This window comes from Actinomyces procaprae, from assembly GCF_004798665.1.
Taxonomy (GTDB): domain Bacteria; phylum Actinomycetota; class Actinomycetes; order Actinomycetales; family Actinomycetaceae; genus Actinomyces; species Actinomyces procaprae.
Genome location: NZ_CP039292.1, coordinates 3,380,431 through 3,395,060, shown reverse-complemented (window position 1 = coordinate 3,395,060; position 14,630 = coordinate 3,380,431). Strand labels below are relative to the sequence as shown.

Below are 14,630 nucleotides of genomic sequence, written 5' to 3'. Positions count from 1 at the left end.
GCCCGACGATGCCGGAACCGGCATCACTCGTTGCCGATGGCCTTGTCGGCGGCGTCGCGAGCGGAGTCGACCTGGGAGTCGAACTTGCCTCCGGTGACCTTCTTGGCGGCCTCCGCGGCCTTGTCGAGGACCTTGTCGGAGACCTCCTCGACCTTGTCGGAGCTGACGACGCCCTCGGCCTTCTTCTTCAGGTCATCGAGTCCCATAGCGCTTCCTTTCGTCGACCAACGGGAGGCCGGCCGGCGTCCCTGCCGTGCAGTATCGCACGCGCAGCTCACAACGAGTCGATTACGGCGTCGGATACCTCTTGAAGCTGCTGCTCGGAGTCGCTGACGACCACCACCAGGAAGAAGGCGTCGTCGCCGTCAGACACGGCGACGCCGGAGACGCGGCGCTGCCTGCCGTCCTCGGAGCCGGTCATGGTGAAGGTGGCGGCGTCGGCGCCGCTTCCCGAGGTGGTCTGCTCGTAGTTCGAGGAGGTGGCGTCGTGATTCTCGGCCAGGGCACGCAACATCTCCTCGGTGGGCAGGGCGCCGTTCCCGTCGGACCGGGTCATGTAGAGGTATGCGGGGTCCTCCGCGTCCGAGGCGGTGTCGACGCTGGTCAGAGGCGTGTCCTCAAGATCCGCAATGACCTCCTCCTCGGAGTCGTCGAGCGCCTGCGCGATGCGTCCCACCAGCTCCTCATCGGAGGTGTTGGCGGAGGTCAGGGTGTCCCAGTCGGAGGGGACGGCCACTAAGACGCCGTACTCAGGCACCTCGACCAGCGTGAATCCCTCCGGGACTGCCGTGGCGTCCGCGTCCGGGGCGGCATCGGCGGAGGACTCCACGGTGACGGTCTGATCGCCCGCGGGGGTGGCGGCGCCGGCGGAGTCGGCGGAGTCGGAGCCTGACGAGCAGGCCGCCAGCGACAGGGTCAGGGCGATGGCGGTCAGGCCAGTGGCGGCCAGGGGGACCAGGCGGGGAATACGGGTGGAACGGGTCATGAGTGGGTCCTTTACGGTTGGGTGGTTTGGACGTCGGGCGGACGGTGGCCGGCAGCTGGGGTGACCGTGCCGTCCTCATTCGGGGTGACCGTGTACGCGTTAACGGTGTACTGCGTACTGCCGGGCCGCACCCTGAATCAGGGTGCAGCTGGCGGCGAGCGCCGCCCCCCGGCGCGCCGGCGGAGGCGGCAGTCAGGGCGGTCCTGCCAGGCAGGGGGTCATGGGACTCCTTCGGGGTTGATTGCGGCGAATTGCGCGGCCGTAGCCGCGCGGCTCAGACGGAGCCGATGACGACGTCGGCCAGCTCCTGGGCGCGGTCGGCGGAGGCGGCCTCGATCAGGACGAAGGTGGCGGTGATGACGGCGTCAGGCGAGGCGGTGGCGCCCGCGGCGCTGGTCGGGCCGGAGCCGGTGGCGATGGCCATGAGCGCGATGGCGAAGTCCTCCCCGGTTTCGCCACGGGTGCCGGAGGCGGTGTACAGCACCGCGTCTGCGCCGGAGCCGGTCTCCCGCTGGACGTAGTTGCTGGAGTCGACCTGATAGTCCGCGGTGACCTCCGCTAGCTCCTCCTCGGGCGGCAGCGCGTCCTCGAGCTCGTACTGGGAGACCACCAGGTTCTCCGCGAAGCCCTCGGCGTCCGCGTCCACGCTGATCAGGTGGAAGGTATCGGCGCTCTCGCGCACCGATTCCGCATCCTGCCCGAGCGCTTCAGCGACGGTGTTCACCAGCGCGTCGTCGTCCAGGTCGTCGGGCGTAAGGGTGGTCCAGTCGGTGGGAATCGCGAGGGAGAAGTCGAAGCCCGGCACCTCGGTGAGGGTGTATCCGGCGGCCGTGGTGGCCCCGGCGGAGGAGCCGGAGTTGTTGGAGCAGGCCGTCACCGACGTGGACATCAGCACAGACACGCCTGCAGCGGCGGCGATGGTGAGGCCGCGGCGGAGGGCAGTCCGGCGGGAAGTGCGGTGCATGAGGCTCCAATCCAGGTCATTCCGGGGGACAGGCACTCACCGGGCGCTTCAGCGGTACTGCGGGCGCCGTGGGGTGATGTTGGGGCGGGGGACGCCGAGCCCCCGCCCCAACTATAACGAATAGAGTACCAATATGTCTCGGATCAGACTGAGGCGAGGATCGCGTCGATCAGTTCCTGCCGCCGCTCGGCGGAGGTGGCGTTGATGGCCACGTAAGCGGTCTCACTGCCGTCCGCCGTCGGCAGGACGACGTAGGCGCTGGGGACTGAGCTGCCGTCGGCGTAGACGATGTCGTAGACCTGCGTGACGGCGTCGGTGCCGCTACCGGTGGTTGTGGCGGAGTACTCCCCGGCATCCAGCGTGACGTCGGCGGTGCTCTGCTCCTCGATCATCTCGGTGAGCCGGTCCTCGTTGGGAAGCTCGGATGCGGCGAGCATCTGCACGTTGAGGGTCTCGCCGTAGCCGCTGGAGTCCTCGTCCATGTCGACGCTGTAGAGGGACAGCGCCTCCAGCCTGCTCCTGGCGTCGTCCTCGGTGGTGTTCAGGGCGGTGGCCATGTCGGCCACGCGCTCGGGGTCGGCGACGTCGTCACCGGTGAGCGTGGTCCAGTCGGAGGGGATGGCGATGGCCAGGTCGGTGTCGGGAACGTCGGTGAGGGTGTAGCCGTCGGGGACGGTCGGCTCGGAGGCCGCCTCGGTGTCCGCTGCGCCCGGAGCGTCCGCGGCGTCCTCGGAGTCGGTGGAGCCGGCGTCGGCGGTGGCTGCCTGGTCCGCGTTCCGGTCCGCGGCGTCGTCGGAGTTGGGGGTGCAGGCGGACATGCTCAGGCTCAGGGCGACGGCGGTCAGGGCGGTGGTGGCGATACCGGCGATGCGGGGAAGGCGTTTCATGGGATCTCCAAATCTCAGGAAGGTGTGGGCGTGTGTGCGCGATCAGGCTATGGAGCCGGGTCGGGTAACGAAATGGGCAGGAGTCCCCATGCTTCGCCCGCGTCCACGGGGTCGGGAGGGGTGGCCGTCGTCGACGCGCATCCCGGTGGTCCCGCCTGCGCACAAGTCGTGACCGCAACCCCGCCGGGAACCGCCCCCGCATAAAGTTGAGTGGAATAGACGCAAGGTTGCGTCGGTTGAGGCGTGCAGAACTCCGGACCGCCTGTGTCCGGCATCCACGTCAAGGAGGTCCCTATGGACACTAACTTCACCACCCGCTCGCAGGAGGCGATCTCCGGGGCCATGCAGGCGGCCGCCGCCGCGGGCAACCCGCAGGTCGACACCGCCCACCTGCTCTCGGAGCTGCTGGCACAGGCCGACGGCGTCGCCGCGGGCCTGCTCGCCGCCGTCGTCACCGACGCCGCGGCCCGCCAGGCCGTCGGCGCGGCCACCCGCCGCGTGCTGACCTCGCTGCCGGCCAGCTCCGGCTCCTCCGTCGCCCAGCCACAGCCCTCGCGGGCATTCCTGGCCGCCCTGGAGGCCGCCGGCAAGGAGGCCAAGGACCTCGGGGACGAGTACGTCTCCACCGAGCACCTGCTCATCGGCCTGGCCGCGGGCAACCCCTCGGCCGACCCCGTCGCCAGGCTGCTGGCCGACGCCGGCGCCACCGCCCCGAGGCTGCGCGAGGCCCTGCCGCAGGTGCGCGGCACCGCCCGCGTCACCTCCCCCAACCCCGAGGGCACCTACAAGTCCCTGGAGAAGTACGGCACGGACCTGACGGAGGCCGCCCGCGAGGGCAAGCTCGACCCGGTGATCGGCCGCGACGCCGAGATCCGCCGGGTGGTGCAGGTGCTGTCCCGCCGCACCAAGAACAACCCCGTGCTGATCGGCGAGCCCGGCGTCGGCAAGACCGCCGTCGTCGAGGGGCTGGCACAGCGCATCGTCGCCGGGGACGTGCCCGACTCCCTGCGCGGTAAGCGCCTGGTGGCCCTGGACCTGGCCGGCATGGTCGCCGGCGCCAAGTACCGCGGTGAGTTCGAGGAGCGCCTGAAGGCCGTGCTCAAGGAGATCAAGGACTCCGACGGCGAGGTCATCACCTTCATCGACGAGCTGCACACCGTCGTCGGCGCGGGCGGCGGCTCCGAGGGGGCCATGGACGCCGGCAACATGCTCAAGCCCATGCTGGCCCGCGGCGAGCTGCGCCTGGTGGGCGCCACCACGCTGGACGAGTACCGCGAGCACGTGGAGAAGGACCCCGCCCTGGAGCGCCGCTTCCAGCAGGTGTACGTGGGTGAGCCCTCCGTCGAGGACACGGTCGCCATCCTGCGCGGCGTCGCCCCCAAGTACGAGGCCCACCACCAGGTCACCATCTCCGACGGCGCACTCGTGGCCGCCGCCACCCTGTCCGACCGCTATATCTCCGGCCGACAGCTGCCGGACAAGGCCATCGACCTGATCGACGAGGCCGCCTCCCGGCTGCGCATGGAGCTGGACTCCAGCCCGGTGGAGATCGACGAGCTGCGCCGCCGCGTGGACCGCATGCGCATGGAGGAGTCCTACCTGGCCGACTCGCTGTCCGACGAGGGCGGCGACCGCGCCGACCCCGCCGCCGTCGACCGGCTGGAGCGGCTGCGCGCCGAACTGGCCGACGCCTCCGAGCAGCTGGCCTCCCTCAATGCCCGCTGGGAGGCGGAGAAGGCCGGCCACAACAAGGTCGGCGAGCTGCGCGCCCAGCTGGACGAACTGCGCACCCGGGCGGACCTGGCCGAGCGTGAGGGCCGCTTCGAGGAGGCCGGCCGCCTGCGCTACGGCGAGATGCCCGCCCTGGAGAAGCAGATCCGCGACGTCGAGGCGGTCGACACCACCGTCGTCGGCCCGGACGGACTCGAGCGCGAGGGGGCCGCCCCGGAGCCGATGATCGCGGAGAAGGTCGGCCCGACCGAGATCGCCGAGGTCATCTCCGCCTGGACCGGCATCCCGGTCGGCAAGCTCATGCAGGGCGAGCAGGCCAAGCTGCTGCACATGGAGGACGCCATCGGCAAGCGGCTGATCGGCCAGAAGGCCGCGGTGACCGCCGTCGCCGACGCCGTGCGCCGCTCCCGCGCGGGCGTGTCCGACCCCGACCGGCCCACCGGCTCCTTCCTGTTCCTAGGCCCCACCGGTGTGGGCAAGACCGAGCTGGCCAAGGCCCTGGCGGACTTCCTGTTCGACGACGAGCGCGCCATCGTGCGCATCGACATGTCCGAGTACTCCGAGAAGCACTCGGTGGCCCGGCTGGTCGGCGCCCCTCCGGGGTACGTCGGCTACGAGGAGGGCGGCCAGCTGACCGAGGCCGTGCGGCGCCGCCCCTACTCGGTGGTGCTGCTGGATGAGGTGGAGAAGGCCCATCCGGAGGTCTTCGACATCCTGCTGCAGGTCCTCGACGACGGCCGCCTCACCGACGGCCAGGGCCGCACCGTCGACTTCCGCAACACCATCCTCGTGCTCACCTCCAACCTGGGCAGCCAGTTCCTCATCGACCCGCTGCTGTCCCCGGATGAGAAGCGCGATTCGGTGATGACCGCGGTGCGCGGCGCATTCAAGCCCGAGTTCCTCAACCGCCTGGATGACACGCTGATCTTCGACGCGCTCACCAAGGAGGAGCTCGGCCGGATCGTCGACATCCAGCTGGACCGCATGTCCGAGCGGCTGCAGGGGCGCCGGCTGACCCTGACGGTCACCGACGCCGCCCGCGAGTGGCTCGCCGACGAGGGCTACGACCCCTCCTTCGGCGCTCGGCCGCTGCGTCGGCTGGTGCAGCGGGAGATCGGCGACCGGCTGGCCAAGATGCTGCTGGCCGGTGAGGTGCTCGACGGCCAGGAGGTCGTCGTCGACGTCAGCCCCGACGGCGTGCTGGCCGGGTTGGCGCTGAGCGCCCGCGGCGAGGCGTGGGCGCCGTCGGCGGCGACGCCGACCGCCTGATCCGACCGGACGGTGTCCGGGCCCGGGCGGCGAGGACGCGCTGCCCGGGCCCGGTCCGCATCGGTGCCAGAATAAGGGCATGGCTCCTTCCCCGGTTCATGACCCTGTCGCCCCTGGCCCGGACGCCCCCGCCTCGGCGGGTGGGCGTTGGCGCGGCCCCGGACGCCCGCCGGCCGGTAGCGAGGACAAGCGTGAACGCATCCTGAACGAGGCGGTCGCCCTGTTCGGCGCCCACGGTTATGCCGGGACCTCGCTCGCGGACATCGCCTCCGCGGCCGAGATCTCCAAGGCGGGGCTGCTTCACCACTTCGCCTCCAAGGAGGCGCTGTTCGCCCAGGTGCTGGAGCGCCGCGACCGGGAGGATCGGGCGAACCTGCTGGGCGAGGAGCAGCTGAAGGATGATCCCTGGGCGCTGCTGGACGCATTCGCCGCCCTGGTTGAGCACAACACCCGGCACCGTGAACTGGTGGCGATCTATACGGCGACTACGCCGGCGGTGCTCGCGACCGAGCATCCGGCGCACTCCTGGCTGGCGCAGCACCTGTCGGAGTCCATTGCGCAGATCGAGGAGAGCCTGGAACGGGGCAAGAACTTCGGGACCGTGCGCCCGGAGGCGCCCTCGCGCCTGATAGCCCGGTCGGTCGTGGCTCTGAGCGACGGGCTGCAGATTCAGTGGCTGTGCGCTACCACCCCCGGAACTGCGGCTTCGGTCAATGTCGACACCGGGATGGTCGACGAGATGCGCCTGTATGTGGCGGACCTCAAGCAGCGCTGGCGGCTCGGCTGAGCTCCGCCACCCGGCTGCCCGCGGCAACCGTGCTCCCACGGCCCGCACGTCTACCCACATACACGAAGAGCCGGAAACCCCTGGTAACCCGTCATGCCAGGCCTGAGCGCCGCGGGATACGGCCGACTCGAGTTATCGGCGCGAATGTGTGTGTAGGATCGGGGGTTTTCGTTGAAGTAGTGGGGGAAAGTCGGAGTTAATTGGGGGTGGGGCATGATTCAGCATGCCTCGCACTAACAGGCCGCGTTGTGTGGTATGCGGCTCCGGGATGATTCGTAACGGCTCCACCACTGCTGGGCACCCGCGCTGGAGGTGCAAGGACTGCGGGGCCTCGACCACCAGACGCCGGCGCGACCAGGCGCCAGCCCAGGACGACCCCACGCCCGGGCAGGTAGAAGACTTCACCATGTTCCTGGCATGGGCGGTCGGCAGTCGCTCCCAGGCCGAGGCCGCCGGCGGTAGTGACAGGGCGTTTCGCCGCCGGACCGCCTGGTGCTGGGACATCCCAGTTCCCAAGCCGCCGGTTACTGGCGAGATGCACTCCCAGGTGTTCGTCGACGGGGTGTGGCTGGCCCACAAGTGGGTGCTGCTGGTAGCCCGCAGCCCCACGCACGTGATCGGCTGGCAGTGGGCCGCGTCCGAGAACTCCGCCGCCTACGCCGCGCTGCTGGCCCCCATCGCCCCGCCCGACCTGGTCGCCACCGACGGGGCCGGCGGCGCCTTGAAGGCAATCGCCGCCACCTGGCCGGGCACCCCCGTCCAGCGGTGCCTGATCCACGTACACCACGGGCACCGTCCGAGACCTGACCCTGCACCCCAAGACCACCCCGGCAAGGCCCTACTACGCCACTCCAGAGCCCTCCTGAGGGTTTCCACCACCGAGCAGGCATCGAAGTGGCTGGTGACTCTGAACGACTACGGCACCCAGTACCGGTCCTGGCTGAACCAGCGCACTACCGCCGAGCAGGACCCCCAGACCGCCGCCCGCACGGGCCGCAAGTGGTGGTACGCCCACCCCCGGGTGCGCCGCGCCTGGCGGCGCCTGGAACGCCTGGCCAAGCAAGGCCAGTTGTTCGCCTACCTCACCACCCCGGACGGCAAGCCCCGCCCCACCCCCGCCGAGCGCACCACCAACCCCGTAGAAGCCGTCAATGCTCAGGTCCGCGACCGGCTGCGCCACCACCGCGGCGCCACCCCCGACCACCAGGCCGCCATCGCCGAGTGGACCCTACACACCTACACCCAGGCACCGGCCACGCCCGCGGTGATCCTGGCCGACTGGAACGCCCAAGGCCGCCCCAAGCGCACCCGCACACCCAAACCCAAAACAAACAAGCCCGCCAGCACCAGTCAGCACCCCGCCGGATGGGGCACCACACCCACCCCCGAAGAAGGCCTCTGGGCCCGCAAAGGCTGGGCCGGACGAACCAGCTAGAACACCCCGACACGCCCGAACCACACACACATTCGCGCCGATAACCCGCCGACTCCGCCGGGCCTCGCCGGGGAAAAAAGGAGGCCCCGCGCCATCGGCGCGGGGCCTCGGTCGGATTTGGGGGCGCGGTCCCTGAAACGCGTCAACCCCAAACGCACCGGCACGTCATAAGAGTCCCTGAACCTCCTCGATGCCGCGAGCGTCCCGACGGGATTAATCATAGGACGTCCCGTCGGGTTAATCCATTCCGGAAACCCCGGAATTCCGCGGTAGACCCGTAACGGATGGGTTGCGTTTGTGCGGGCGGCGCCAAAATCCGCAACTCAGTTGCGGGTCCGCAAACTCCGTAGCGTGACCCCCGCCACTGTTGCCGCTGCCGCCACCATCAGGAGGAGCGGCGCTGCGGCGCCGGTGCGTGCCAGTGACGGCGAGGACGCCTTGGCTGTGCCCGCCGGGGTCGACGCCCGTGTGGGCTTCACCGTCGCAGCCGGCCCGGTGCTCGCCGTCGGGCCCGCGGGTGCGGTCGACGGCGCGGCTGAGGGCGCAGCAGAAGGCGCGGTCGTGGGCTCGGCTGAGGGCTCCGCAGTCGGCGACGGCCCCGGCACGACGGAGGCGTCCCGGTAGTCCGCCAACTGGTTGATGCGCAGCTGCACCGCCGTTGCCGTGCCCGCGTCGGCGAAGAGCGAGACCCCCGTCGCCGCCGCATCCGGGTAGACCACGTCGGTGATGGTCGCGGCGCCGTCGGCGGCGAACACCTCGACCGACGACGCGTCCACCAGGACCCGCAGTCGCACCAGGCCGTCCTCGTCCGGCGCGACCCTCACACGCTCCACGCTCGGGAAGGACGCCGAGAAGGTGGTGGCGCCGGAGTTGGTGCGGTCCAGGTAGACCTCGCCCGCCTCGGCGTCGTAGCCGACCACGGTGCCCTGCCCGTCGGCGGCGTGCACGACGATGCCGCTCTCGGCGGCGGACCCCGGGTCCAGGGCGAGGGAGATGTCCAGTGCCCTGCCCTCGGCCGGGCCGTCAAGGGCGGTGGTGCCCTCCGGGATCTGCGTCCCGTCGAGGACCACCGCGTCGCCGGTGTACAGCGACTCGACGCCGGCCACGGGCGCGGCGGTCAGCCGCGGCTCGCCGTTCAGCGTGCGCAGCTCAAGCTTGCGGGGCGTGGACATGGCCGTGCGCCAGGACGTGGTCGGCACCGCGTTCACATAGTCCCAGTTGGACATCCAGGCCACCGTGTACCGCTCGCCGTCGGGCACGCCGTTCCAGGTGACGGCGGCGTAGTAGTCGCGCCCGTAGTCCAGGTAGGGCATCACTTCCGTCTGGCTGAAACCGGGCGTGTCCGACTGCACGATCGTGTCGACCATGAAGTGGCCCCACTCGGAGGTCTGGTTGTTGTCCTCCAGCACCAGGTAGGCCTCCTGCACCAGCCACTGGCGCAGGTCCAGGCTCGCCCAGTCCAGGCCGCCCGACTGCCGGCCGGTCGCGGAGGCCACCACCCGGCCGTCGACCACCACGTTGACCGAGGTGTTGTTGGGGATGGTGGTGGCGGCGCGGTCGGACAGCCGCACCTCGTCAAGCAGGATGTGCCCCCAGCCGGAGGTGTTCTCGTCGACGACGCGGAGCGTGGCGGTGCGCCCGCGCAGGTCGCTCACGTCCCAGCTCTGCCAGTTGAGCTCCTCCAGGTTGCGGCCGGTGGCGGTGCGCACCACCTCGCCGTCGGCCAGCAGCTGGACGACGGTGGCTCCGCCGCCATCCGCCTCCGGGTGGTTGCCGCCGCCGATGAGCAGATTCACGTAGTCGGCGTCGATGGTGAACTCCGGTGAGGTGGCCATGCCGGTGGACGCGTCGGTGCCCTGGCCGGTGTCGGCGTCGTAGAAGGAGTTCAGCACGCCGGTGCCGCGCATGTTGATCAGCGCCTGCTGCCCGGGTGCCGCGCCCGCCAGCGGAGCCTCCCCGAAGGCGTTACCGGTGACGGTCCACCCGTCCCAGCTGCCGTCGTCGAAGCCGGTCAGCAGGGTGCCGCCGCCGTCGTCACCGGTGGCGGCCGCGTCGAAGGGGTGGTTGCCGCCGCCGATGAGCAGGTTCAGGTAGTCCTTCTCAATGGTGAAGGGGGCGGAGGTCAGTGAGCCGGTGTCGGCGTCCCCCGTGCCCCAGGAGTCCGCGTAGTAGGAGCCCTCACGCCCGGTGATGTCCCCGGATGCGGGGGCGTCACCGAAGGCGGCGCCGGAGGTGGTCCACTCGCCGTAGGCGCCGGACTCCCAGTCCTCCACCACGGTGCCCTCGGCGCCCGTGTAGACGGGGATGTCGTCGGCGGTGAAGGTGGTGCCGTCCCAGTCGCCGGTGAAGTAGCGGCCCATTCCGGCCACGCTCAGCGACAGCACCCACTTGACGTTGTTCGGGTCGCCGTCCACGGCCATGGGGAACAGGTCCGGGCACTCCCAGACGGCGCTCGTGTCGCCCATGGGGCCGAAGGTGGACTCCCGCGCCCAGTCGATCAGGTTGTCGGAGGAGTAGAAGGCCACCTGGTGGTCGGCGGACAGGGCCACCGCCATGGTCCAGTGGCCGGCGGCCTCATCCCAGAAGACCTTCGGGTCGCGGAACTCGGTGGAGCCGATGTCCAGCACCGGATCGCCGCCCTTGTAAGTGGTCCAGGTGCGGCCCTTGTCCGTGGAGTAGGCCAGGGACTGGGACTGGTTGCCGTTGTGGTTGTCGGCGCGGGTCCACACCGCCACCAGGGGAGGGTTGTCGGCGGTGCCCAGGCCGGAGGTGTTGTGGGCGTCGTAGACGGCCGATCCGGAGAACACCCCGTAGTCCGCGGTGTAGGGGATGGCGACGCCGAGCTCCTCCCAGTGCACCAGGTCGGTGGAGACCGCGTGCCCCCAGGACATGTTGCCCCACTCGCTGCCCTCCGGGTTGTACTGGTAGAACATGTGGTACTCGCCGTCCACATACACCAGGCCATTGGGGTCGTTCATCCAGTTGTCCTGCGGCGAGTAGTGGGCCAGTGGCCGCCAGGGGTCGCTGGCTGCGGCGTCGGCGGGAGCGGCGCTCGCAGCGGGCGCCGGCAGCGACGCTGCCGAGCCGACGGCGGCGAGTGCGAGGGCCGCCGTGACGGCCGCGGGGCGAACCAGCCGATGTAATCGCGAAGTGACGTGCATATGCATCTCCTTCGATGCGGATCAGGGTTTGGGATGGGTAACCGGGCGATACACACCCGGTTACCAGGAGACACTACGGTGAGCAAAACGATTTGACAAGGGGTGTCGGCCGACACTGTGCCAGGATCGGGCCATGAGCAACCCGGAGCGCCCCGACAGTACTGGCCCGGCCGACCCTCGCGCCAACGCGCGTCCCGACCTCGTCTTCCACTCCGCCTACGACCAGGGCTTCGCGCGCGTCGCCGCAGTGACCCTGCCGGTGGCCCTCGGCGACCCCGCGGCCAATGCGGCGGCCGTCGTCGCCCAGGCCCGGTCGCTGTCCGACGACGGCGTCGCCATCGCCGCCTTCCCCGAGCTCACCCTGACCGGCTACTCCATTGACGACCTGCTGCTGGACGACCTGCTGCTGCGCAACGTGCTGGCGGCCGTGGAGACCATCCGTGCCGCCAGCGCCGAGCTGCTGCCCGCAATCGTCGTCGGCGCCCCCCTGCGGGTGGGGGAGCGGCTGCTCAACTGCGCCCTCGTCATTCAGGGCGGGCGCGTGCGCGGCGTCGCCCCCAAGTCGTACGTGCCCAGCTATCGGGAGTTCTACGAGGGCCGGCACTTCGCCTCCGGCGCCGGTCCCCTGCCCGCCCTCATCCGCCTGCCCGAAGTCGGCCCCGAGCCCGACGGCGCGAGCGTGCCGCTCGGGTCGAACCTGCTGTTCGACGTCGAGGACGTGCCCGGGCTCATCTTCCACGTAGAGGTGTGCGAAGACATGTGGGTCCCGGTGCCGCCATCCTCCGTCGCCGCCCTGGCCGGCGCCACCGTGCTGGTCAACCTCTCCGGCTCCCCGGTCACCGTCGGCCGGGCCGAGCAGCGCCGCCTGCTGGCCCGCGCCTCCTCCGCCCGGGGCCTGGCCGCCTACGTGTACGCCGCCGCCGGGGCCGGCGAGTCCTCCACCGACCTGGCCTGGGACGGCCAGACCTTCGTCTATGAGAACGGCGCCCTGCTGGGGCGGACCGACCGCTTCCCGGACGGGCCGCGCGCCACCGTCGTCGACGTCGACATCGAGGGGCTGCGCGCCGAGCGGCTGCGCCAGGGCACCTTCGACGACAACCGCCGCGTCCTCACCGGTGCGGCGGGCAGCGGAGCCGCGTCCACGGATCCGCAGGCCTTCAGGACGGTGGTCATTCCACGGGCCGCGCTCGCGGTGCCGCGCACGGACATCGGGCTGCGGCGCGCCGTCGACCGCTTCCCCTTCGTGCCCAACGACCCCGACCGTCTGGCCCAGGACTGCTACGAGGCCTACAACATTCAGGTGGCCGCCCTGGTGCAGCGGCTGCGGGCCATCGGCAACCCCAAGCTCATCATCGGCGTCTCCGGCGGGCTGGACTCCACCCACGCCCTGATCGTCGCCGCCCGCGCCATGGACCGGCTCGGCCGCCCGCGCACCGATATTCACGCCATCACCATGCCCGGCTTCGCCACCTCCGCTGCCACGAAGCACAATGCCCTCGCCCTGGCCACCGCGCTCGGCTGCCATGTGGAGGAGCTGGACATCCGTCCCGTCGCCGAGCAGATGCTCAAGACGATGGACCACCCCTACGGGCGGGGCGAGCGCGGCCGCGGGGTCTACGACGTGACCTTTGAGAACGTGCAGGCCGGGCTGCGCACCGACTTCCTGTTCCGCATCGCCGGCGCCCGCGGCGGGATTGTGCTTGGCACCGGCGACCTGTCCGAGCTGGCCCTGGGCTGGTGCACCTTCGGAGTGGGCGATCAGATGGCCCACTACGGCGTCAATGCGGGCGTGCCCAAGACCCTCATCCAGCACCTGATCCGCTGGGTGGTGGCCGAGAAGCTGTTCTCCGACCAGGCCGGCCAGGTGCTGCTCGCGGTGCTGAACACCGAGATCAGCCCCGAGCTGGTGCCGGCCGACGACGGCGAACCCATCCAGTCCACCCAGGCGCGCATCGGTCCTTACGCCCTGCAGGACTTCACTCTGTGGCACGTGCTGCGTCACGGCGCACGCCCTTCCCGTATCGCCTTCCTGGCGGAGAAGGCCTGGGCCGATCCGAGTGTGGGGCAGTGGCCGGCCGGCCTGCCCGAGGAGGAGAAGGTCGCCTACTCCCTCGCCGACATCCGCAAATGGGAGCTGGTCTTCTTCCGGCGCTTCTTCTCCAACCAGTTCAAGCGCTCGACGCTGCCCAACGGCCCCAAAGTGGTGGCCGGCGGCACCCTGTCCCCGCGCGGCGACTGGCGCATGCCCTCCGACGCCGACGCCGGCCCGTGGATCGCGGAAATCGAGCGCAACGTTCCGGAGATCTGAGACACGCATCGTGCTACTGTGTGCTTCGTCATAATCTGTCGCCAGTCCAAACGATTTGGCATACGCTGACCGTGCTGGGGCATGGCGACGTGGTCATGACCCCATTGTTCGATCAGCACCGTTCCCCGACGGTGCGCCACTGGCAGGAGCCCGCCGTTGCAGTCATCAGTTGCAGTGATCGTCGCGGCCCACGGTCATTTGGCGGAGGGGTTGCTCAACTCCGCCGCCATGATCGCCGGCCCGCAGGACGACGTCGTCCCCATCAGCTTCGACCCCGGCGAAGGACCGGACGACCTCTTGGCGAAGTACGCCGACGCCGTCGAGTCCTCCGCCTCGGGGCAGTACCTCATCCTCGTGGATCTGCTCGGCGGCAGCCCCTACAACGCCGCCGCCCGCTTCGCCGCCGCCCGTGAGGACGCCGACGTCGTCACCGGGGTGAACCTGCCCATGCTCATCGAGGTCCTCGGCCGCCGCCTGGCCGGCGGCGACCTGACCGAGCTGGTCGAGGTCGCCAAGACCTCCGGCGCCGGCGGCGTCAAGGTCCTGTCCGAGATCTTCACCCCACCCACCACCACCGATTCCGACGACGACGAAGGAGACGAGCTCTGATGGACATCAAGCTCCTGCGCATCGATTCCCGCCTGGTCCACGGCCAGGTCGCCAACAACTGGGCCGGCTCCCTGGGGGCCGAGGCCATCCTTGCCGTCTCCGACGGCGCCGCCAATGACGAGCTGCGCAAGACGCTCATGCTCCAGACCGGCGGCGGCAAGGTCAAGGTCCATGTGCTGACCGTCGCCAAGGCCGCCCGCGTGTACAAGAACCCCAAGTACGACAGCCTCAAGGCCGTCATCGTCGTCGAGACCCCGGCAGACATCGTGCGCCTGCTCGACCTGGGCATCCAGGCCGATGAGGTCAACGTCGGCGGCATGACCTTCAAGCAGGGCACCAAGGCCCTGTCCCAGGCCGTCTACGTCTCCGACGAGGACGTCAAGAACTTCCAGGAGATCGACTCCCGCGGCATCAGCCAGTACATCCAGCAGGTGCCCTCCTCCGGGCGCGCCGGCCTGATGGAGTCGCTGAAGTCCAAGGGCTTCATCGACTGA

The 14,630-nt window shown here is 70.3% G+C and carries 11 protein-coding genes; 6 read left to right on the top strand and 5 right to left on the bottom strand.

Annotation, left to right across the window (positions count from 1 at the left end; translation table 11 throughout):
• Window positions 1-23: 23 nt before the first annotated feature.
• From E4J16_RS14045 to E4J16_RS14030, 4 genes are all read right to left on the bottom strand, one after another.
• A complete protein-coding gene (locus E4J16_RS14045) occupies window positions 24-206 on the bottom strand; it encodes an antitoxin (RefSeq protein ID WP_136314372.1) in 183 nt (60 codons plus the stop codon).
• Between the two features lie 68 nt (window positions 207-274).
• Window positions 275-985, bottom strand: a complete 711-nt coding sequence (locus E4J16_RS14040; RefSeq protein WP_136191915.1) for a hypothetical protein — start codon at window positions 983-985, stop codon at window positions 275-277.
• A 274-nt stretch (window positions 986-1,259) separates the two neighbouring features.
• Window positions 1,260-1,949 carry a hypothetical protein gene (locus tag E4J16_RS14035; RefSeq protein ID WP_136314371.1) on the bottom strand — a complete coding sequence of 230 codons (690 nt, stop codon included), beginning with the start codon at window positions 1,947-1,949 and terminating at the stop codon, window positions 1,260-1,262.
• A gap of 143 nt (window positions 1,950-2,092) precedes the next feature.
• Window positions 2,093-2,836 carry a hypothetical protein gene (locus E4J16_RS14030; RefSeq protein WP_136314370.1) on the bottom strand — a complete coding sequence of 248 codons (744 nt, stop codon included), beginning with the start codon at window positions 2,834-2,836 and terminating at the stop codon, window positions 2,093-2,095.
• A gap of 294 nt (window positions 2,837-3,130) precedes the next feature.
• Between E4J16_RS14030 and E4J16_RS14025 the strand changes: the two genes are divergently transcribed.
• The 3 genes from E4J16_RS14025 (at window position 3,131) to E4J16_RS14015 (ending at window position 8,058) form a co-directional block, all read left to right on the top strand.
• Window positions 3,131-5,836 carry an ATP-dependent Clp protease ATP-binding subunit gene (locus E4J16_RS14025; protein WP_136314369.1) on the top strand — a complete coding sequence of 902 codons (2,706 nt, stop codon included), beginning with the start codon at window positions 3,131-3,133 and terminating at the stop codon, window positions 5,834-5,836.
• 79 nt (window positions 5,837-5,915) lie between these two features.
• On the top strand, window positions 5,916-6,623 hold the full coding sequence (locus tag E4J16_RS14020; protein WP_136314368.1) for a TetR/AcrR family transcriptional regulator: 708 nt from the start codon (window positions 5,916-5,918) through the stop codon (window positions 6,621-6,623).
• 223 nt (window positions 6,624-6,846) lie between these two features.
• The gene (locus E4J16_RS14015; protein ID WP_136314367.1) at window positions 6,847-8,058 is read left to right on the top strand and encodes an IS1249 family transposase; all 1,212 of its coding nucleotides are present in this window, start codon (window positions 6,847-6,849) and stop codon (window positions 8,056-8,058) included.
• A 323-nt stretch (window positions 8,059-8,381) separates the two neighbouring features.
• Here the strand turns inward: E4J16_RS14015 and E4J16_RS14010 are convergent, their stop codons facing one another.
• Complete coding sequence (locus tag E4J16_RS14010) at window positions 8,382-11,219, bottom strand: glycoside hydrolase family 32 protein (protein WP_136314366.1); 2,838 nt, start codon at window positions 11,217-11,219, stop codon at window positions 8,382-8,384.
• A 133-nt stretch (window positions 11,220-11,352) separates the two neighbouring features.
• Between E4J16_RS14010 and E4J16_RS14005 the strand changes: the two genes are divergently transcribed.
• The 3 genes from E4J16_RS14005 (at window position 11,353) to E4J16_RS13995 (ending at window position 14,630) form a co-directional block, all read left to right on the top strand.
• Window positions 11,353-13,527 carry an NAD(+) synthase gene (locus E4J16_RS14005; RefSeq protein WP_136314365.1) on the top strand — a complete coding sequence of 725 codons (2,175 nt, stop codon included), beginning with the start codon at window positions 11,353-11,355 and terminating at the stop codon, window positions 13,525-13,527.
• A gap of 156 nt (window positions 13,528-13,683) precedes the next feature.
• The gene (locus E4J16_RS14000) at window positions 13,684-14,136 is read left to right on the top strand and encodes a PTS sugar transporter subunit IIA (RefSeq protein WP_073333948.1); all 453 of its coding nucleotides are present in this window, start codon (window positions 13,684-13,686) and stop codon (window positions 14,134-14,136) included.
• Window positions 14,136-14,630 carry a PTS sugar transporter subunit IIB gene (locus E4J16_RS13995; RefSeq protein ID WP_136314364.1) on the top strand — a complete coding sequence of 165 codons (495 nt, stop codon included), beginning with the start codon at window positions 14,136-14,138 and terminating at the stop codon, window positions 14,628-14,630. Before E4J16_RS14000 ends, E4J16_RS13995 begins: the two co-directional genes overlap by 1 nt.